Source organism: Alloiococcus otitis ATCC 51267, assembly GCF_000315445.1.
GTDB lineage: Bacteria > Bacillota > Bacilli > Lactobacillales > Carnobacteriaceae_A > Alloiococcus > Alloiococcus otitis.
Genome location: NZ_JH992959.1, coordinates 194572 through 212622 on the forward strand (window position 1 = coordinate 194572; position 18051 = coordinate 212622).

Sequence of the window (18051 nt, forward strand, 5' to 3'; positions counted from 1 at the left end):
TTATCGCTCCTTCGCTTGGTCTAAAATGTCAAACATGTTTTGATCGCTGTCATCTGCTTCAGTCCCGCCGCTGACTTTGGGCGGTTTGCTAGTAGCGTACTCGCTCTTCACGGCACTGATCACCTTCGCCAATGCGTCAGCCCGGCTACTCATGCCGTCTAAGCTGTCCGCCTGCACCAAATCAAGCGTTGATTGGTTAACGGGAATGTTCAGTTCATCTAACTTTTTAATGGACTCATCATGAATTTCCCGTTGTTTTTCCCGCCGTTTGTATTCTGCGATTTGCTCTTCGTATTTTTGTCGCTCTTCTTCTTGCTTGCGTTCAGTTTCTTTAATACGATAGTCAGCTAATTCATCGGCGGACATCTTCGCTTCTTTTTGGGCCTGCTCATACGCTCGCTTAACAGCTTCTTCTTGGTTTTCTTTGAGTTCGTCAATTTGCTTTTGGTATTTATCTTGTTCTTTTTCCAAACGGCGTTTCATTTCCGCTACTTGAACGGTTTTCTCTTCTTCCGCTTGGGTTTGGTCTTGCTTTTGTTCTTCGTCTGCCATATTTAAAATCCTTCCTTACGCTTTCTACGTGCAACCTCCACGATCTCATGCATCTTTTTCCGTCGTTAAGCACGGTTTGGACAAATACCCTTAGGGCTCATAGTCTTTGTATTCATCTAAGTTTGTACCGCCATCCACATAGTCCATTTTTATTTGCATATAACTGCTACATTTACAGTTCGGATGCATCGGGTAAAAGTTTTCCCCAACGCGGATATCGTCTAACGGAATAGCGGTGCCATCTAAGTCCGCACAAACATCGCAAGCCGTTGGTTCCGCCACGTAAATGGCGTGTGTGAACCCGTTGGCCTTGCCACTTTCAATTTGGGAGTCGGCTCGCACGCGAGCCATTTCCGTCTTGAGCAGTCGCATGGCTTCGTTCTCGCTGGCATTAAATTTAGCCATTAATCGGTCCCGCTCTTTGCGGTAGCCCATCATGTCTGTAAAAATATTGGCTAAGCTATTGAAGACATCGCGTTGCATCTCTTGATAGTGACCGGTTCGACCCCAAATACGTTCACTGAAGTCCGCGCCATAAAAGTCCGCTTTAACAATATTTCGGTAATCTTGGCTGGGACTAACAACAGAATTGCCAAGAATACCCGCTTGCTCTTTGTTTTCACGGATAATTTCCCGTTGGCGCTCCATTTCATCTTCAACTTCGTCCAGCAAGGATTGCTCAATTAACCCTTCTTCGTCGTCGTACATTGTCAATAATTCCAAATTGATTTCAGCCTTTAAGACTTCTAGGCGTGACGTTCGCATTTTCAAATTGTAGGTGCGTAACCATTCATTAGCTTCCGGGCTAAAGTCTTTTTCGGCCACAGCTTTGCGCGCTTTGTCAAAGTATTGTGTAACATCAAAAGCGCTCGCCTTTTTCTTCGCTTCTTCCACGCTTAGCCCTTCGCGTCCTGCATAGCGACGGTAAAACTCATCGATCATATTCCCCACGCGTTCAGCAGCCGCTTGGTGGATGCCTTTGATCAATTGCTCTTGGTCGACATCTTCCATAATCCATTCAGCTATCTTACGCCGTTCGCGGTTGTAATTTCTATTCGCTATCTGTTGCTGGCGGGTCTTGGTCAAAACCATAACGACGTTCCTCCTCACTCATGTAAAGCTGAGCGGGACTCTCGCGGGTCAAGCGTTCCACTTCAGTGGCTTCGTCAGTAAAGGAGGCTAATTCTCGTAAAGTAGCCTGACTCAATTCCCCGCCTGCTTCGATAAAGTTCCCGACTTCTTCCCAAACATCTTGCGGGAGGTTGGGGTGAAACGTGAATTTCAATTGATCTAAATTAATCGGCGTGTCGTTTAATTCTTCATGGATATTGGCAAGTAACTTGTACCGACGGCGTAAAGCCTTGGTAAAATAACGTTCTTTAATAACTTGAATTTGACGTAAGCCAATCAGCTTGTACTGGATCGCAATACCCGATTGCTGCCCGCTGAAATTTTTGTCATCCAAGTTCGGGATGTTCGCCAGTTTAAAAATATCGTTCAGCAAACGGTCTTTGTATTTTTCAGTTCCCTGCACATCGTACTGTTTGTAAATATATTCGGCCTTGCCTTGTGTAGAGGATCCGTTAGCCGTAACGCCATTCTCCAACACAAAAATGTTGGCGTCCGCCATAGCTTCGGCTCCTTCGCGTCCGCCTATGCTGTCTATGTCATCCACGGAAAGTACTAATGTGGCATCATTCAGATCGGACATATAATTAGCTGTGTCAGATTGTGCATTGTCATAGGCGTTGATTTGGCTCAATACGGGTTCAAAATCACCTGTACGGAATCGGTTATTCCACCACTCAACAACAGGGACAATCCCATATTCATGGCGGGTAACGTCAGGGCTATTAAAGTTGATGTTCTCGTAAGCTTGCGGTGGGTAAGTATAAATATAATTGTCCGTGTAAATGGTGATATGCATTTTTCCGTTGTAAGTCGGACAATGCACCGCTCCAATAATGGGATATTTAACGCTCGCTTCCCGAATCACAAATAACTCGCTTGGATCAATGATTGAAATATTATCTAGCCCATCGCTGTCGCGGTAGTGCAATTCATAAGCCCGGCCAAAGCGGGAGGCATCATAGCCTAAATCATAATTCAGAGCATCAATATCGTTGTTTTCGTGGATGTCAGAAAGGTTTTCTTCATCTAAGGTGATCGGGTTCCCAAGTAGATAGCCGGTTACAAAGGAACTAATATACCCGCCAAAGTTGTGCTGAATACGGTTGTCGGCCTTATTCTTATCCACGCGGCGCTGACCTGTCTTGATGTCAGTGTTATTGCCTTTAGAATAGTCATCTAAAATGTTGATACGGTCTAGCTGTGCGCCTTTGAATTGGTTCAGCATTCGGCGCAAGCGTTTGTGGCCTTCTGCTGTGTTGAGCAAGTCATCCATGCCGTCAGCCAGAAAGTGATCATTAGCGCCATCTTGGAATTCCACGCTGTCATGTCGGTTCATCACGGTGTCCCGGTCCATGTCCCGTTCAAATTGATAGGACTTTGGTACATAGTCGCCTTCGCTCATTCTGTCGCTCCTTTCTATTGGAAGAGTTGTTTGGCTTTATGAATAGCCTTGTCAGCATTGAACTCGCCTTTGTTGAGCATGTCCTGCCCTAATGCGTATCTTGTTGCATCGATAGCGTGGTTATCTTTATCAACCAGTCTTGGTAATGGATCGCCGTAGCGGTCGGTGTCGTAATCGATGTTTTCAAACTCCCACGCAATATGAGGGGTTCGTTTCGGGTCGATACAAATAAACTCCAAATCATCAAGCCATTGCTCACCATACTCTACTGAGTCTTTGCCTTTTACAGCACCATAGACCCGCTTAATGCCGTGCTCTTTCTTCAGTTCGGCAATACTCTTCGGTTCGGCACTATCGGCCGCTATACGCTTGCTTTGGTAGCCTCTCGCATGCAAGACCTTAGCCAGCTGACGGTTCGAAATCTTTTGCCCATAATATTCATCAACTGCATAAATGCCATTATGCTTCTTGTCATAGTGCCAGCAGACAAAGGCTAGTGGATCGGTGGCGTATCCAAAGTCCACGCCGAACCGCAAGTTATCGAAAGCTTGCGCTTGCTCGTCTGGAATGGTATCAAACACCAGATTGTCAAACGGAACAACGCCAGACCCAATGGCTTCACCTAAATATTCCCAATCGTACCGGCGTTGGCTCTTTTCTTTCGTTGCTTCGGCTTCATCAATAAAGGCTTGAGCAATATAGGGGTTGTCGTGATAAGTCGAGTGATGAACATAGGTGTTAGCTGGCAAGAAATGACTATTGTACTTTTTATTGACCCAAGATTGTCGGCGTTTGGGCGGGTTATAAGAATAGAAAAACTTATAAAAAAGACCGTCCCCTAGCTCGCCCCGTAAGAGGGAGTTGGTGATGGTCTTCACTTCATCTTCTGTTTTAAACTCGGCTAATTCCTCGATCCAGCCAATGGCAAAGGGAAATTGACTGTCTTTTAAAGACTTAATGCGTTCTGGATTTTGCGCGCCACGAAAGACGATGTAATTCCCACGCGGAAGGTAAGTAATCCGCAACGGGCTTTTGTTGAATTTAAACAGGTGTGTAACCTTCTGCTCTTGAATGGCCCATTTTAACTGCTCATAAACGGACTGTTCTAGCGTGTTATCTGTCTTTCGTATAGCCACAGCGTTAACGGCCTTGCGCATGATTAATTGGATCAGGATATGAGCAATGTCGGATGATTTTCCCGACCCTCGGCCGCCTTTGCAAATAATGTTTAAAATGTCAGGATCTTTCGCGGCGTTCCATACAGCGTGAAATTTGGGCGGAATCAGATCACTCATCTTCAGGGTCGATGTCATCGATGAATTGCACGCCTCCTGTCAGCTCAATTTCGGAACGGTCGGTAAAGGCTCCGTGAATTTTCAAAATATGTTCCAGAGAACGCTGACGATCTTCCACGGACGGCGTGTACTGCCGTTCGGTTTCTTTGGTGACCTCATCTTTCTGCTTGTCAGTTTCCTTGAAGTGGCTGGTTTGAGGTTCGCCTCTAGCAATACTTGACGATAAAGCAATAGCTTCTGCAACCGACATGGCTTTTTCATCGAACAGTTGTTCGGTTCGGCGTTTGATTGCTTGTGATATTTTAACATTATGCAACAAACGCCCTGCTTGCGCTCCAGCTGTTTTCTTGCTGTAGCCCGCGTTAATGGCTGCTTTTGTAGCGTTCCCATGGATGATGTACTCATCCACAAATTTTCGTTGTCGTACATTTAATTTATCGATTTTCCATCACCTCCTAAAATATGTAGAAAGAATGCAAGCTAGGCGGAGGAATATTTCAGAATGGCAATGATACGTTAAAAAGAGTAGGACACTTTGATATGCACCGCGTCAAAAGTTGATCGGACTTTTAAAAGTATGGACACCTTTCTTGCATTCTTTCTATACTACCACTTTACACCTGATAGAGGTGTCTTAAAAGGTCCTCATAAATTTGTGCGGAAAAAGTTTTTCAAAAGCTCGCAAGGCTTGCTCATGTAGCTTCCGCACCCATCGGACGCTGTAGTGGTGCTGTTGGGCAATTTGCTCAAAGGTCTTGCCTTTAAAATAGCGTTCAGATAATACCATACGGTAACGGTCATCAGATAGTTCATTCACTTCCATGGACAGCTTTAATTTATAATCAACTAATTCATCAACTTGTTTGTCCACGTCGTCATGAAGTTTAAAGAGTCGGTGCAACTTATCTTCGTGCGTACGAGTCGGGGATGACTGAACATTCACATCACTAATCTTACTGGCTGATAAAATGCTCGCCTTGACCAATTCGTATTGATTTTGCTTTTCGGTTACGGCGTGATCGAGCGTTAGGCATTGCTGAAAGTACTCCCTTGGCGTCATTCACTCACCTCTTCCAACTTGTCCATATAGCGGTTATAGGTCTGCCGCTTAACCCGTCCGCCATACTCCATATGACGAATGACACGGCTCCCCATGGATAAATCAGCTTGCTTCACGCCTTTCCGCTTCCGCTTTTGTTTTATCTTTTGGGCCTCTTCGGGCGTAATAAACAAGTATTTTGTATGCCCTTGTTGGATTTCATCATCAATCATTTCTTCAATGATCGGTAAATCGTTGACATCAACGTCATCTCTAAAGAGCGTCAAGGCCTCTCTCGCCCGTCGCTCACTCATCTGAAGGTATTTCGCCACGGGGGCCAAGTTGGGTCCATAATAGTTAATTTTATCTCGTATAGTGGCCAAGTCTTGAGGAGAAGCAGGGGCCTTCACTGAAGCGTTAAAGTATTCTTGAACCTGCTGGAGGCGCTGATCATCATCGGGGCAATCGCTAACATGACCATATTCATTTTCGATCGATCGAATAAGGTTAATAATGCGTTCTTCCACGCTAGACCTCCTTTATACGGTGCTCGAGACGACGTTTAAGTCTTCTTTGATCGCTTCTAATCGTTCATCGTCTTCCGGTACGAGCGATAGCTGCCCAAATTCATCTTCGAGTTCAGCAACAAGGGTATAATTGATCACGCCACCAGCCCCCACTCGATCCTTTTCGTCTAAATAACTCGCAAGGCCCCAGTTCGGTTTTAACAGCATGCCTTCCATTTGTTCCAAATGATGAGGCGGAACCGTTTGACGCCCCGAAACATAACTACCAAAATCACTTTCAGCAATGCCCATATAATCCGCTATTTGTTTGTGCGATATTCCCTCTTCCAAGCTTCTGAGCAGTAGCTGACGCAACACCACAGGCTTATCGGGTAAATGGAGCCACGGTTCGACTTTTTCAATTGGCCAGCCAAGTGTCATAGCAACTTGGTAAGCGGAACGAGGGCGTGGCACCACTTTGTCTTCTTCCCACTTGGTATAAGTTTGGCCAAACGTCCCGAGTACACCTTGAATTTTATAACGACTTAGTCCTCGCTTCAACCGTTCCTCTCTGAGTAAAGCGCCAAACGTTTTAGGCATCATAGGTCTCCTCCTTCACCATATTGCGGCGTAACCGTCTTAACGTTTCAATTGCTTTGTCAATATCTTGAATAGGGTTATCTTTCTCACGCTTCATATACCGCTCAGCAATGCAAACCATGACCGTTTTGTAGTGCTGGAAGGGTAGCGTTGCATACCAGGCATCAAACAAATCTAGACGGCCTTGTTTGTAGTGGCCGGGCTTGATTGGATTGCTAGACTTCATTGCCAAACCTCCTCACTTATTACTCGATCCACAAGCACATAAGCACTAGGCTCTATATCGAACTTTTCCTTGAACAATTGGATAGCCTGTACTCGGCTTTCGGACTGAATCACATCACCATAATAATTTCCAGATTGATCAATATAACAAAGGCGATAAACATTCTCCTTCATGCTCAATCCTCCTCAATAATTTGAAAAGCTTCATCCACGCTGTGTGCCACCCCATATAGGATCGGTTGCGTCCGGGCAAAATCCCGAAATTGCTTTTGCTCAGATCGTAAACGACCGGACTCATTTTTGACCTCAATCGCAATAAATTTTCCGTCGCCTTTCCGGTAGCCAACCGTATCGGGGAAACCCTTCGGAAAGAGTTTCACCCATTGGCCAAAATTTGTTTTAATTTTGCCGGCATTGCTGCGCCATAAGCGATGACCTGCTTGATTAACGGCCAGCAAAATATCATTTTGGACTTTTGCTTCAGATGCCATTAGCGCAACCCCTTTTCGATCAGAAAGATAGCGGCTTGATTGTAGGACTGGATATTGTTGCGTTTACGGTACTTTTCAATTTGATCATTTAAAGGCGCTGGTAGGTTGAGTGATGTTTGCTTCACGCCAAAGCGGTTATGAGTTCGGCGATTTTGCTTCAAATACGTCTTCCACAAAGGGACTAGAGCATTGACCTGGTCAGCCGTATACCGAGGGCTATCAGTCATATATTGGCTGATATCGTCCAATTCATTAGTACGGGGAAGATCAGGATCTGACTGAAGGGCATCCGCCAGATTGTCTAAGCTCGTATTGGAGGTCAAGCGTTCATCCAAATAGTCTTGAAATAACATCTCAAAATCCTTTCTTTAAAATTTGTCGAGTAGAGAAGTCCACGCGGGAGCTTCCATTTTTTGTTTATTTGGGCATTCATCCACGGGGTGTATACCTTGGTGTAGACCTATCAACCCCCTCTAAACCCTATCAACAAAGCATATTCAAGCTTGTTTTTTCACACGGTGTATACCTCCTAAAATCATTACCTCTTTTATACCCTTTCTTATTATTATTTTCTTTTCCTATACTACTTTTTAAAGGAGGTATACACCAATAAATATAAATAGTAATAAAGCACTGATATGATAGGATTCAACAGATGTTATTTATTTTTATAAGGTATACATCGGTATACACCAGGGTCTACATCAATGAATATCGTGGAGTCCAGGATATCTTTCTCTAATAACTAAACCTTTATAAAAATTACCTTTCTTAGTTCGTTTCCGACTGAATTTTTCTCTCATTTTCTTCCCAAAAGTATTCTTATTCATTTTGTACTCTCCACTATCATCAGCCCACTTTTTGTATAAGTTATACAGTCGACTAGCAGGGGCCAAGCCACCTTCAACGCGTTGGCATTCATCCGCAATAAAGTGTTCTAAAACGTCCATATCTTGCCGGTAGTCCTGGCTCGCGTGGACAATTTTATGTGGTGGTTCTAATCCTTCTTCTTGCCATTGAATGGTTCCCTCAATGAGCCACTCAAGAATAGCGGACGCTTCTCTTAGAAGCTTGTATTTAAGGTCTTTGTCAACTTTATCTTTTGGGATCTGCACATCAAATGGGATGAGGATCAGCCGGCGCCAGATCCCGTCATCCGTCCCTCTAACAATCGGTTTGTGGTTAGTGGACACCCATAGCTTAAATTTAGGGCTATACTCAAAGTCTTCTCCATATAGGAAGCGGGCGGTGACTTTATCGCCACCAGTCAGTTGTTTGATCAGCCCCTCATCAAAGCGAAACCCTTCATTCGGTTCACTAGAGGTCACCATTCGGGAACCTTGCAAAGCGGCAATGTCGTTATTGACACGGTCATTTCGTTTAACCATTAAGCTATCAGCTCGAACGGTTTTGGCATAATTGCCTAAGATTTCCGAAACGGTTTCGATAAAGAGTGATTTCCCGTTATTCCCTTTTCCGTGGAGAATGAACATGACTTGTTCACGGGTACTCCCCGTCAAGGAATACCCTAAGGCTTTCTGGATATAATCGATGGTGGCTTGGTCGCCGTCGAAAATATCATTTAAGAAATCAAGCCAAGTGTCTGGGCTGTCTTTTTCGGTGTAATCAAATTGTGTGATCTTGGAAAAGCCTTTGGCGCTGTCGTGATCGTGTAATGTGCCATTTGATAGATCAATAAAGCCATTCTGGACATTGAGCGTCATGTTATCTTGATCAAAAGCATCCGTGGATATGGGAACGCGGTGCTGGATTTCTTTCATCACAGCATCCTTGCGCTGCGTTCCGCGACTGGTCTTAATGAACTTCCGGAATGCTTTCTGCGCTTCTTCTTCATCCATATCTTCAGGGACGTCGATCGTTTCGTTTTTTAAGTCATCAATCATAGCGTCCACTAGCTGCCGAACTTCCCCCATGTCGTCAACTTTCCAGCGTGTGCCGTCGTACACATAAAAACGATTGTGGACGAACGAGTAACGGACAATATCACCGTAACGATCCATGAAACGGTCAGCGTTGCCGGTATCATCCCATGATCGGGCCGGGTAGCTTTTATCGCTCGATTGGCTAAAGTTGAAGTGGTATTTCAGCGGTTCTTTCTTGTGTTTATCCGGCTCATAAACGTTCTGTGTGTCGTTAATCGCCCGGTGAAGGGTAGCACTCCCGTAAGTGGTTTTCCCACGCTTCGCGTCCCATTTTGGACGGTATAAGCTAGATTGACGAAAGATACTGTCCATCTTCTCATAGTCCTTGGCGCACCAGAAGGCTAATATATTGGCTAAGGCGATGTCGGCTTCTGATTGAGAAGGATAATCTTCCTGCCAATGGTCATTCATCAGCTTCTTGAATAAAGGACCTTGCTTACTGGTTAAAATCCGGTTGATAATCTCCCTTTCGGACAAGTCGTGTACCGTGGACTTGCGAAACTTATGATGAACAATTTTATTTTGGTTAGGTTGAATATAACGTTCGTACAGGCGGTTAAAGGCCTCTTGGTCGGGCTGGTTAATCGTTTGATAGCGCCCTAAACTATCGCCTGTCATGGTGAAAAATCGGCCGCTGTCGTACATTTCCACATTGCCTTTACGCTTGGCATCGCCGGGTACTTTACCCTTTAAAATAATGTGTATCCCTTGGCCAGATGGACTAATCTCACCATAGCTTTCCAAGCCGTGGTAAAATTTCGACACTAAATTGTCGGTATGGTCCCCATTTTTAAAACGTTCCAAGTCGGTGGCAATATCATCTAGATCGATTCCCATGTATGGCGGTTGGAAGAAAAAACCTAGACCGTCGGCGTCTGTTTCTTGAAAAGCCGCACGGGCGGTTTGAAAGTCCGCCCATGTGCTTGCATTATTGCTCTTCGCGTTTTGGTATGTCTTGGGGTCATACGGTATTTTGGTTCGTTTGCCGTTTCGCTCCTCATACTTCCACACGCACCATTGCTTCAATTCTTTGAGTTCTTCGGGTATCATTGCCATTACTCCCCTCCTTAAAACGGTATGTCGTCTTCGTTAATGGTAATTTCATCGTCGTCATCATCAGCTGGTGAACTGGCTGGGGTTCCATCTTTCCAGGTGTGATTAACGATGGGGTAATGACTTTTCCCATAATTCCACGGCGCCACTTCATTCACGTCTTCTTCGCGGTAGTCGGAATATTCTTTTTTCACGTAAACACGAACCGGTTTACCAGTGATCGCTTGGGCGAAATCATCCATTGAGTTTATTTCGGTCCCCTCCGGTACTTCAGTCGCCATTAAAATATATTGAAAGTCATCAACGGGGTATTGGCCTGCGTTTGGCCCATTTTTTCGTTTCCAATTGTCGTTAAAGATGTGGCGGTTTTGATAGCCTTTGTTTTCTTGAATATCGTTTCGAACGACAAGGTCAATCTGGAAGGTTTCCGCACCGTTTGGGGTAGCATTTTCGCCTGCTTTTTTAATGATCATTTCGTATTCGCCGGTGGGTAAAGGTTCAAAATCTTTATTGCCACTGTTGAGATTTGAGTAGTCTGCTTTAAATAACATCTAAAAAACTCCTTTGTATTTTTCTTTATAAGGGTGTATGGTTTGGTAAAATTGAGGCCATGATAATGGTTTAAGAGGTTGATAATGGTACTTAAGCCAACCATCTTTATAGCCTCGGGACTTGGCATAACAATACCAATCTTCTAAATTTTCTAAATCGGATTGGTTACGTTTAAGGTAATCTTGCTGCAATCGTACTTTGCGGTAATCCGCCTTAAAGCTCGGCTGGTCGACTTCCACTAAGTCGGCATCCACCTGCTCTAAATCATCCTGACCGCTGTTGGCTTGAATGCTTTGCCCGCACATCGGACAAATGGTTTTCCCACTTGGAATAACCGCAAAGCAGTGTGGGCATTCCGTCACGCTGGGGACATCATCCCGGGGCTTGGCCTTCGCTTGTTTCTTGCGACCGTGTAGTGACCAGTCTCGTTCAGTGTTGGGAAGGCCGTGTAACTCATAGTTGCCAACGTGGTCAATAATGGTGGCGATTTTGTTCGGTCGGTAGCGCATGCTACGCATGGATTGCTGGATGTGAAGCACAAGGCTTGCGGTTGGGCGAACTAAGATGACACACTGGCAATCGGGAACGTCAAAACCTTCACTGATCAAGTCGACATTACACAAGATTTTGAGTTTCCCTTGCTTGAAGTCGTCCATAATTTTGGCTCGCTTTTGCTTCGGCGTGTGGCTGTCCGCGTGAGTAGCTTGAATCCCCTCGGCCCGGAACGTCTTTGCGAGTTGCCGACTTGCTTGAACTGAGTGGGCGTATAAAATGGCTTGCTGACCACTGGCTAACTTCTGGTAGTGCTGAACGACATCCCCAAAGACGGCTTTCTTCATCGCTTGATCAATCGATCGCTTGGAATACTCGCCCGTGGAGGACTTCTTCAGCTTGCTTAAATCTGCTAACTTTGGGGCAAAGTAACGATAAGGAGCTAAAAATTCATGGTCAATGAGCCATTGAACACTAGGGCCTTCCACCATCTCGCCATAGAGATCATCAAATCCACGCCCATTTAAGCGCCACGGACTTGCTGTAAAGCCCAAGCGGTAAGCCTGATCAAAATAATCGTAAATGTCTTGATAGCTTTTAGCTCGGCTGTGATGCGTTTCATCCGTGATAATCAAGGACGGTTCGGGCAATTCAGCTAACCGGTTCGCGGCTTTGCGAACGGTCATAATCGTGACATAGGCCATGTCCACACGGTTTTGTTGAAAGCTGGCTTCAATTTGGTCGGCTAATTCTTTGCGATGAACGATGAATAAAATGGGTCGTTGGTTCTGTGTCGTCAGACGAGCAATTTCAGCGATGACGACTGATTTCCCGCTTCCTGCTGGGCTCACCACTAAAACACCTTGGTGGCGTGTCAGAGCCTTTCTTGTTTGTTTAACAAGCTTTTCTTGATAGTCATAAAGCTTATACAACGAGTTCACTTACCTTAGCCCCAGTGCGGTCATCTAATCGATTTTTAGCGATGACCTCAGGAGTCGGCTGGAGTAGGAAGCCACGGACTTGCTCATTGTCACGCTGAACAATAATCAAGCGTGCGATCACGTCACAAAGCCCCATGAAGTTTTCAGCAATTGAGTTCCGTAAATCCGGAAAAGCACGGTTAAAGGTTTGCCCGCTTTCATGTTCGTACTTATCGGTTTTCTCCCAAGCGGTTAAGATCAGGCGAACATCTAAGGTCTGTAAGCCTCTTAACGCTCGCATGATCATAAAATCGACAATCTGGTAATCGGACATAGCCGGTACCCCTTTTTGGCTTGCCTTGCCCCTTTTCCCAAGATTTTCAAGAGAGGATCGGAACAATTCGCTGATATTGTCAATCACGATATTGTCGTATTTTTCTTGGTAACTTTTGTCGGTAATCAATTCTTTCGCAATATTATTCCACTCTTCCCAAATATTGCTAGTATCGATAGAGGCCACGTCAATAGCTTCTTCTCCTTTAAGAACTCGACTGGACTTATCAATATCAATCACTAATGTTTTGCCGGGCAAGTATTTCAAGGAACTTGTTTTACCAACTCCTTGACCACCATAAATAAGATAGGTCGCATTCTCTTCCGTTAAATCAGTAGCGCTTTTAATCTCCATCTTGTTCCCTCCTTATCGTATGCTTAAGCTTTCGCCTTGTTTGAGTTCTACGCCGTCTAAGCCGTATTCTTTAACGTATTCTTTGAGTTTTTGCTTATCGAGTTTCGGCTTTTGTTCAATGTAGAATTCAGCCGGGATAGCTTCCTCACTGTGGATAGCCAAAGCAGGCGGGTTCTTGCGAATGGAAATATTGAAGAGATCAGATTTGATTTTGTCTTTTTGGGTTGCTTTCATATTGTCATAAATATAATCTTTCAAGCTTTGGGCTTTGTTCTCTAGTGTCTTTTGCCGTTTCCCCAATCGTTGCTTCTCTTCTTTCACGGCTTTGGCATCCGCTTCAAACGATTTAATCATTTTCACGGTGTTAATCGCTTTGTTTTCAAAGCTGTCATTGACTTCATCTAAAGCAGCGGCAATGTCTTCGTCCTCCATGTCTTCCAAAATGTTTTGGAGTTGAATATAGCTACCACTCAATTCATATAAATTCATCTCGTTAGCTCCTCCTATTTGTGTTAAACTAGGCTTGTGTTTTTATGGAAGAGGACTGTTTTTACAGTTCTCTTTTTTTGTAGTCGGCGTATTTACGTCGTCTTTTTTCGTTTTGTTGTATTTCGTGGCCAATCAACCAGAAGAGGAAGACCAATAGCGGCACGGCGAATTCACCCCCAGGGGCGTAATTCGGTCGGTGAGGCAATTCAAAAATGTACCACATCAATGTGACATTCAGCGTGGCTAATGCGACAATAATTTTCTCTTTCATTGGCGTATCATCCTTACTTTGTCTTCAATAATCTTTAGCATTTGCACCATGAGTGTTTCTTTTTCGGCGTCCGTTAAAGCATAGTCTTCAAAGACGGTTTTCCTTGCTTTTTCGAGCGGTATAGAATGCGTAATCATCATTTCATAGTCCATGAAGCAATGCTTTAACATCGCTTGTCGGTCTGCTTGGCTGATTTACATTACCTCCTCTAAATGATCTTCCAGCCATCGGCTCATCTGCTTAGCCCCAAACTTCCAGCGATCCCCCTTTCCACGTGGGTATTTGACAAAGGCTTCTAAGTCAGAACGGTAAGGGTAAAGAATATACTCTTTGAGCCAATCAGCACTTCGCCGCGTGGCTTGGCTTAAGTCTTTCATTTCCCAAACCTTCCCGGTGAGGTCATTGTTTTTTAATTCATCAAGTTCCGTTCGCTTAATGAGTACATGATCCTCCGGTACTTGAACTTGAATGTCTAAGGTTTGCATTGTATCACCTCCTTATTAATATATTCCTTTCTATACTTCTTGTTTTCTTTGTTCACTAAAAGTGAACTTTGGAGGTAAAAAAATTTCTTCTAGTGTCTTTCCATAGTACTTAGCGATTATAAACATTTCTGTTGCTTTAAATTCTGTATCACCTTTTTCTTTATTTCTAAAAGATGTAGTATTTATGTTTAGCAGATTTGCTATTTGCTCTTGTGTGTCACCATTTAACTCTCGTAACTCCTCTAACTTCCATTGTCTTTGGTGCTTTCTCACATCGATCACCTTCTTTCTTAACTTTCTAAATTAATTGTACACGATTAGTGAACTATTGTCAATAAAAAAGTTTGCTTTTCGTGAAATAATTATTGCAATGTTCACGCGGCGTGTGTATAATATAGGTAGAAAGTAATTGGGAGGAGGAAAAATAAAATGGATTTAAGTTCATACATTGGCAATAAATTGCGTTACTACAGAAAAGAAAACAAAATGACCCAAGATGAACTAGCCAAAAAATTAGGGTTGGGGAAAGGCACTATTTCAAATTACGAATCGGGATACCGAACACCTCAAGAGCATAGATTATTTGAGCTGGCAGAGGCTCTGAACATAAGTATTAATGATTTGTTTCCGCCCACTGCTAAAACTGATGATATAGTGAAGAAGATAGCAGAAGTTTCTACTCAACTCGAAGAGGTTCGCCAACAGAAAGTCTACAACTTCGCTGAACATCAACTTAAACAACAAAATGGCGAAATTGATGATACTATTCTGTTCGCCGCTCATACTAAAGATGACTTGACAGATGAGGAGAAACAACAAATTAATGACTTTATTGACAAAGTACGAAAAGAAAAAAAGGAAAGTAGGTGATTAAATGGACAGACTAGAAAAGTTAATTGATGAATATCATGATGAGTTATCTTTTGAATTTAGATCAGATATGCCTGATAGTCTGTCTGGGTTAATTGTCGATAATAATGTTTTTATTAATTCGAACATTGATAGAGACCAAGCATACATAGTACTAGCTGAAGAAATTGGACATTATGAAACATCTTCACCAAAAGACATTACTAATTATAAGCTACATCGTAAAGAAGAAATTCAAGCTAGACGGTGGAGTTATAAGAAAGTAGTGCCAGTACACTACCTAAAAAAGTATAGTGAAGCAAAGGATAAGGTTTATTTGTACCAGATTGCTGAAGAATTAGATTTGCCAGAAGATGTTATCGAAAAATCTATTGAAGTGTATAAATTAGAAGGGAAACTATAAGGAGGAAACAAAATGGCTAAAGAACAAAAGAAGTATTATGATGAGAACGGTAACGAAGTCACTGTTAAAAAAGAAAAACGTGGAGGTTGCATGAAATGGGGTTGCGGAGGTCTGATTGGTTTAGTAGCGGTCCTTGTAATCGGGGGAGCATTACTTGATGACGGAGAAACTGAAACGGCTACAGACGAGCCACAGACAGAAGAGGCGGCCACAACAGACACTGAACAGACAGAAACTTCTACTGATGAAGCGTCTCCTAATAATGATTCTATAGAAGATGAATCTACTGATGAAGATCTTCCACGAGAACATAAGAATGCCCTGACGTCTGCTGAAAACTATTTAAATACAGGTATGGGCTTTTCGGAAGAAGGATTGAGAGAACAATTAGCATTTGAAGATTACGGCGATGAAGCAATTAATTACGCTATGGAAAATATCGAAGTTGATTGGAACGAGCAAGCCTTGATGTCTGCTCAAAACTATGAGAATACCGGCATGGGTTTTTCTGATCAAGACATGATTAATCAATTGATGTTTGACGGCTACACAGAGGAACAAGCACAATACGCCCTCGATAATCTTTAAAATAAAAAAAACACACCCACTCTCGCCAAAGAACTAGGTGTGTTAGGAAGTAAAGAAAGCCTCCAAAAGAGGTCTCTTTATATTATTTTAACATATTAAGGAGGACATTCCAGACATAGCAGATGATGTGAACTTCCTACTAGACTCATAAAATTATGCTTCATATTTTATAGCGCTTACGTTATACTGGCCGAAGGCGTAAAAGCTTAAAAATAATTCAATGGAGGAATGTTGTGTATGAAACGCCAACTCATTGCAGCTCTTAGCTTATCCACGTTAGCCCTTACCGCTTGTGGAGGAGATGCCGACAGTCAACCACCTGAAGAGGAAATGACGGAAGAAACGGCTGATGAGGAAGAAGCTGAAATGGAAGATGAGGAAGCGGACGTGGAAGAAACAACTGAAGTCAATGAACAAATCGTAGATGATGAAAATGTGACGGCTGAACTTGTCGATATTGATTACATCTATGATGAATTTTGGGAGGAAGAAAAATACGAAATAAACTTTGATATCACCAACAATACCGATAATACCATTACCGCCCAAGCCCGTGACGTGTCCATTAACGACACGATGGTTGATGAAGGCTTACTTAGTATGAGTCAAGATATAGCAGGAGGCAAAAATGCAACCGCCACTTTAAGCATCGGAGGCCTGGGAGGGGATGAATTGCCCGAACTAGAAGGGAATTTAGAAATGACCTTGCACGTCTTTAACGAAGCTGATTTTGAAGATATCGGCGACTACCCGGTTTCAGTGGACTTAAACGAATAACACATACAAAAAAACCGCACGCTGACTTCTGGGGAGAATGGAACGTGCGGTTTTATAAGGGGTTGATGGGGATCATATATGGATGGTTTCCCCCAATTCCTTATTTTAGCATTTATGCACTCGTTATGCTAGAAAAGTAAGGAGTTTTTGAAATGGCTTTTTTGAAGAAAGTAAAATCGGGTTGGAAATATCGCATTTCCTACAAGGATCCAATGACACAAGAACTGAAGCAAAAATCGAAAAGTGGCTTTGCCACTAAAAAAGAAGCCCAACTTCACGCCGCAAAAACGAAAGAGAAGTTGGAGCAAGGATTGAACTTCAGCAAGGATATTTCTTTTATTGATTACTTTGAGGAGTGGTACAAAACATACAAAAAAGATAAATTTTCACCTAGCTATAACAAAGACGTGGAAACAGCTATCGAACAAGCCCGCGATTATTTTGGGCAAATGAAATTAAAAAATATAACAAAGCACGTCTATCAGAAATTTCTTAATGACTTTGGCCAAGGCCGTACAACTTCCACGGTGAAAAAGAAACATGTTTTTATTGGGGAATGTTTAACCGACGCCTTTCATGAGGGCCTGATTCCCAAAGACCCGACTTATAAAGTAACAATTACGGGAACGAAAGACCGTTACGAAGAAGCGGACATGTATCTCAATTACAATGAAGCAATCAAATTGTCCGAGCAATTGAAGCAAAACCTCAAACCAACTTATACTTCAAGATATATGATCTTGCTAGCGCTAGCGACTGGTTTACGGTTCAGTGAAATTGTTGGACTGGCTTGGGACGACATTGATTTTGAAGGACATACGCTATCGGTCAATCGTATGTTTGATTACCGGACAAGTCAGAAATTTCAGAAACCGAAGTCCGAAAAGTCCAAGCGAACCATTGCGCTGGATAAAGCAACCGTCGCATGGCTCAAGCGCTATAAATTGCAAGTCCAGAAGGATTACCCTCAATATATCTTCATGGACAAATTCGGCCAACACGTGTCCAATAGTGGCGTGAATAAGGCATTAAAAAAAGCCTGCTCAAAGGCAGGCGTGAAAGAGATCACCTTCCACAAATTACGGCATACACACTGCTCTATTTTGCTGTACAAAGGAATTAACATTAAGTACATCTCGAAAAGATTGGGCCACTCATCTACCCAAATTACTTATGAGGTGTATGGTCATATCCTAGATGAGTTGGATCAGCAAGAAGCGCAGCGTGTGGATGACATCATGGCAGAAATTACATCTGCTGGAGTGCATAATTAGTGCAT

At 43.3% G+C, this 18051-nt stretch carries 25 protein-coding genes; 5 read left to right on the forward strand and 20 right to left on the reverse strand.

Annotation, left to right across the window (positions count from 1 at the left end):
• From HMPREF9698_RS05720 to HMPREF9698_RS05810, 20 genes are all read right to left on the reverse strand, one after another.
• Window positions 1–552, reverse strand: a complete 552-nt coding sequence (locus tag HMPREF9698_RS05720; protein ID WP_003778218.1) for a DUF4355 domain-containing protein — start codon at window positions 550–552, stop codon at window positions 1–3.
• A gap of 90 nt (window positions 553–642) precedes the next feature.
• Window positions 643–1644, reverse strand: coding sequence for a minor capsid protein (locus HMPREF9698_RS05725; protein ID WP_003778219.1), 1002 nt, complete (start codon window positions 1642–1644; stop codon window positions 643–645).
• Window positions 1604–3085 carry a phage portal protein gene (locus HMPREF9698_RS05730; RefSeq protein ID WP_003778221.1) on the reverse strand — a complete coding sequence of 494 codons (1482 nt, stop codon included), beginning with the start codon at window positions 3083–3085 and terminating at the stop codon, window positions 1604–1606. The genes HMPREF9698_RS05725 and HMPREF9698_RS05730 overlap by 41 nt, the downstream gene beginning before the upstream one ends.
• 14 nt (window positions 3086–3099) lie before the next feature.
• Window positions 3100–4398, reverse strand: a complete 1299-nt coding sequence (locus HMPREF9698_RS05735; protein ID WP_003778223.1) for a PBSX family phage terminase large subunit — start codon at window positions 4396–4398, stop codon at window positions 3100–3102.
• Window positions 4373–4822 carry a terminase small subunit gene (locus HMPREF9698_RS05740; protein WP_040292631.1) on the reverse strand — a complete coding sequence of 150 codons (450 nt, stop codon included), beginning with the start codon at window positions 4820–4822 and terminating at the stop codon, window positions 4373–4375. Before HMPREF9698_RS05740 ends, HMPREF9698_RS05735 begins: the two co-directional genes overlap by 26 nt.
• A gap of 192 nt (window positions 4823–5014) precedes the next feature.
• Window positions 5015–5440: a sigma factor-like helix-turn-helix DNA-binding protein gene (locus HMPREF9698_RS05745; protein ID WP_003778227.1), complete on the reverse strand. Its 426-nt coding sequence runs from the start codon at window positions 5438–5440 to the stop codon at window positions 5015–5017.
• On the reverse strand, window positions 5437–5946 hold the full coding sequence (locus HMPREF9698_RS05750; RefSeq protein WP_003778229.1) for a hypothetical protein: 510 nt from the start codon (window positions 5944–5946) through the stop codon (window positions 5437–5439). Before HMPREF9698_RS05750 ends, HMPREF9698_RS05745 begins: the two co-directional genes overlap by 4 nt.
• 12 nt (window positions 5947–5958) lie before the next feature.
• Window positions 5959–6528, reverse strand: coding sequence for a helix-turn-helix domain-containing protein (locus HMPREF9698_RS05755; protein ID WP_040292633.1), 570 nt, complete (start codon window positions 6526–6528; stop codon window positions 5959–5961).
• Window positions 6518–6751: a DUF3310 domain-containing protein gene (locus HMPREF9698_RS05760; protein ID WP_003778233.1), complete on the reverse strand. Its 234-nt coding sequence runs from the start codon at window positions 6749–6751 to the stop codon at window positions 6518–6520. Before HMPREF9698_RS05760 ends, HMPREF9698_RS05755 begins: the two co-directional genes overlap by 11 nt.
• Complete coding sequence (locus HMPREF9698_RS08970) at window positions 6748–6924, reverse strand: hypothetical protein (protein ID WP_003778235.1); 177 nt, start codon at window positions 6922–6924, stop codon at window positions 6748–6750. Before HMPREF9698_RS08970 ends, HMPREF9698_RS05760 begins: the two co-directional genes overlap by 4 nt.
• A gap of 2 nt (window positions 6925–6926) precedes the next feature.
• Complete coding sequence (locus HMPREF9698_RS05765; RefSeq protein WP_003778237.1) at window positions 6927–7241, reverse strand: VRR-NUC domain-containing protein; 315 nt, start codon at window positions 7239–7241, stop codon at window positions 6927–6929.
• Window positions 7241–7594, reverse strand: coding sequence for a hypothetical protein (locus HMPREF9698_RS05770; RefSeq protein WP_003778239.1), 354 nt, complete (start codon window positions 7592–7594; stop codon window positions 7241–7243). The genes HMPREF9698_RS05765 and HMPREF9698_RS05770 overlap by 1 nt, the downstream gene beginning before the upstream one ends.
• Window positions 7595–7945: 351 nt before the next feature.
• On the reverse strand, window positions 7946–10240 hold the full coding sequence (locus HMPREF9698_RS05775; protein WP_003778241.1) for a phage/plasmid primase, P4 family: 2295 nt from the start codon (window positions 10238–10240) through the stop codon (window positions 7946–7948).
• 11 nt (window positions 10241–10251) lie between these two features.
• Window positions 10252–10788 carry a DUF669 domain-containing protein gene (locus HMPREF9698_RS05780; protein WP_003778243.1) on the reverse strand — a complete coding sequence of 179 codons (537 nt, stop codon included), beginning with the start codon at window positions 10786–10788 and terminating at the stop codon, window positions 10252–10254.
• Window positions 10789–12213 carry a DEAD/DEAH box helicase gene (locus HMPREF9698_RS05785; RefSeq protein WP_003778244.1) on the reverse strand — a complete coding sequence of 475 codons (1425 nt, stop codon included), beginning with the start codon at window positions 12211–12213 and terminating at the stop codon, window positions 10789–10791. It abuts the gene before it with no gap.
• On the reverse strand, window positions 12206–12889 hold the full coding sequence (locus tag HMPREF9698_RS05790) for an AAA family ATPase (protein WP_003778246.1): 684 nt from the start codon (window positions 12887–12889) through the stop codon (window positions 12206–12208). Before HMPREF9698_RS05790 ends, HMPREF9698_RS05785 begins: the two co-directional genes overlap by 8 nt.
• A gap of 12 nt (window positions 12890–12901) precedes the next feature.
• Window positions 12902–13378, reverse strand: coding sequence for a siphovirus Gp157 family protein (locus HMPREF9698_RS05795; RefSeq protein WP_003778249.1), 477 nt, complete (start codon window positions 13376–13378; stop codon window positions 12902–12904).
• A 61-nt stretch (window positions 13379–13439) separates the two neighbouring features.
• Complete coding sequence (locus HMPREF9698_RS05800; protein ID WP_003778251.1) at window positions 13440–13649, reverse strand: hypothetical protein; 210 nt, start codon at window positions 13647–13649, stop codon at window positions 13440–13442.
• A gap of 194 nt (window positions 13650–13843) precedes the next feature.
• Complete coding sequence (locus HMPREF9698_RS05805) at window positions 13844–14134, reverse strand: DUF771 domain-containing protein (protein ID WP_003778253.1); 291 nt, start codon at window positions 14132–14134, stop codon at window positions 13844–13846.
• 30 nt (window positions 14135–14164) lie between these two features.
• Entirely contained in the window at window positions 14165–14407 is a 243-nt protein-coding gene (locus HMPREF9698_RS05810; protein ID WP_003778257.1) for a helix-turn-helix transcriptional regulator, read from the reverse strand.
• A 156-nt stretch (window positions 14408–14563) separates the two neighbouring features.
• Here HMPREF9698_RS05810 and HMPREF9698_RS05815 point away from each other — a divergent pair, with 156 nt between their 5' ends.
• The 5 genes from HMPREF9698_RS05815 to HMPREF9698_RS05835 all read left to right on the forward strand — a co-directional run bounded on the left by HMPREF9698_RS05815 (window position 14564) and on the right by HMPREF9698_RS05835 (window position 18046).
• Window positions 14564–15004: a helix-turn-helix domain-containing protein gene (locus tag HMPREF9698_RS05815; protein ID WP_003778260.1), complete on the forward strand. Its 441-nt coding sequence runs from the start codon at window positions 14564–14566 to the stop codon at window positions 15002–15004.
• A gap of 4 nt (window positions 15005–15008) precedes the next feature.
• Window positions 15009–15407 carry an ImmA/IrrE family metallo-endopeptidase gene (locus HMPREF9698_RS05820; RefSeq protein ID WP_003778263.1) on the forward strand — a complete coding sequence of 133 codons (399 nt, stop codon included), beginning with the start codon at window positions 15009–15011 and terminating at the stop codon, window positions 15405–15407.
• 12 nt (window positions 15408–15419) lie between these two features.
• Window positions 15420–15995, forward strand: a complete 576-nt coding sequence (locus HMPREF9698_RS05825; protein WP_003778265.1) for an Ltp family lipoprotein — start codon at window positions 15420–15422, stop codon at window positions 15993–15995.
• 237 nt (window positions 15996–16232) lie between these two features.
• Window positions 16233–16772 carry a hypothetical protein gene (locus HMPREF9698_RS05830; protein WP_003778267.1) on the forward strand — a complete coding sequence of 180 codons (540 nt, stop codon included), beginning with the start codon at window positions 16233–16235 and terminating at the stop codon, window positions 16770–16772.
• Between the two features lie 152 nt (window positions 16773–16924).
• Window positions 16925–18046 carry a site-specific integrase gene (locus tag HMPREF9698_RS05835; protein WP_003778269.1) on the forward strand — a complete coding sequence of 374 codons (1122 nt, stop codon included), beginning with the start codon at window positions 16925–16927 and terminating at the stop codon, window positions 18044–18046.
• The last annotated feature ends 5 nt before the right edge of the window (window positions 18047–18051 follow it).

Bases quoted from the DNA above. Each gene is read 5' to 3' on its own strand.
- HMPREF9698_RS05720 (WP_003778218.1), bottom strand. From the start codon at position 552: ATGGCAGACGAAGAACAAAAGCAAGACCAAACCCAAGCGGAAGAAGAG.
- HMPREF9698_RS05725 (WP_003778219.1), bottom strand. From the start codon at position 1,644: ATGGTTTTGACCAAGACCCGCCAGCAACAGATAGCGAATAGAAATTAC.
- HMPREF9698_RS05730 (WP_003778221.1), bottom strand. From the start codon at position 3,085: ATGAGCGAAGGCGACTATGTACCAAAGTCCTATCAATTTGAACGGGAC.
- HMPREF9698_RS05735 (WP_003778223.1), bottom strand. From the start codon at position 4,398: ATGACATCGACCCTGAAGATGAGTGATCTGATTCCGCCCAAATTTCAC.
- HMPREF9698_RS05745 (WP_003778227.1), bottom strand. From the start codon at position 5,440: ATGACGCCAAGGGAGTACTTTCAGCAATGCCTAACGCTCGATCACGCC.
- HMPREF9698_RS05755 (WP_040292633.1), bottom strand. From the start codon at position 6,528: ATGATGCCTAAAACGTTTGGCGCTTTACTCAGAGAGGAACGGTTGAAG.
- HMPREF9698_RS05760 (WP_003778233.1), bottom strand. From the start codon at position 6,751: ATGAAGTCTAGCAATCCAATCAAGCCCGGCCACTACAAACAAGGCCGT.
- HMPREF9698_RS08970 (WP_003778235.1), bottom strand. From the start codon at position 6,924: ATGAAGGAGAATGTTTATCGCCTTTGTTATATTGATCAATCTGGAAAT.
- HMPREF9698_RS05765 (WP_003778237.1), bottom strand. From the start codon at position 7,241: ATGGCATCTGAAGCAAAAGTCCAAAATGATATTTTGCTGGCCGTTAAT.
- HMPREF9698_RS05770 (WP_003778239.1), bottom strand. From the start codon at position 7,594: ATGTTATTTCAAGACTATTTGGATGAACGCTTGACCTCCAATACGAGC.
- HMPREF9698_RS05775 (WP_003778241.1), bottom strand. From the start codon at position 10,240: ATGGCAATGATACCCGAAGAACTCAAAGAATTGAAGCAATGGTGCGTG.
- HMPREF9698_RS05780 (WP_003778243.1), bottom strand. From the start codon at position 10,788: ATGTTATTTAAAGCAGACTACTCAAATCTCAACAGTGGCAATAAAGAT.
- HMPREF9698_RS05790 (WP_003778246.1), bottom strand. From the start codon at position 12,889: ATGGAGATTAAAAGCGCTACTGATTTAACGGAAGAGAATGCGACCTAT.
- HMPREF9698_RS05795 (WP_003778249.1), bottom strand. From the start codon at position 13,378: ATGAATTTATATGAATTGAGTGGTAGCTATATTCAACTCCAAAACATT.
- HMPREF9698_RS05800 (WP_003778251.1), bottom strand. From the start codon at position 13,649: ATGAAAGAGAAAATTATTGTCGCATTAGCCACGCTGAATGTCACATTG.
- HMPREF9698_RS05805 (WP_003778253.1), bottom strand. From the start codon at position 14,134: ATGCAAACCTTAGACATTCAAGTTCAAGTACCGGAGGATCATGTACTC.
- HMPREF9698_RS05815 (WP_003778260.1), top strand. From the start codon at position 14,564: ATGGATTTAAGTTCATACATTGGCAATAAATTGCGTTACTACAGAAAA.
- HMPREF9698_RS05820 (WP_003778263.1), top strand. From the start codon at position 15,009: ATGGACAGACTAGAAAAGTTAATTGATGAATATCATGATGAGTTATCT.
- HMPREF9698_RS05825 (WP_003778265.1), top strand. From the start codon at position 15,420: ATGGCTAAAGAACAAAAGAAGTATTATGATGAGAACGGTAACGAAGTC.
- HMPREF9698_RS05830 (WP_003778267.1), top strand. From the start codon at position 16,233: ATGAAACGCCAACTCATTGCAGCTCTTAGCTTATCCACGTTAGCCCTT.
- HMPREF9698_RS05835 (WP_003778269.1), top strand. From the start codon at position 16,925: ATGGCTTTTTTGAAGAAAGTAAAATCGGGTTGGAAATATCGCATTTCC.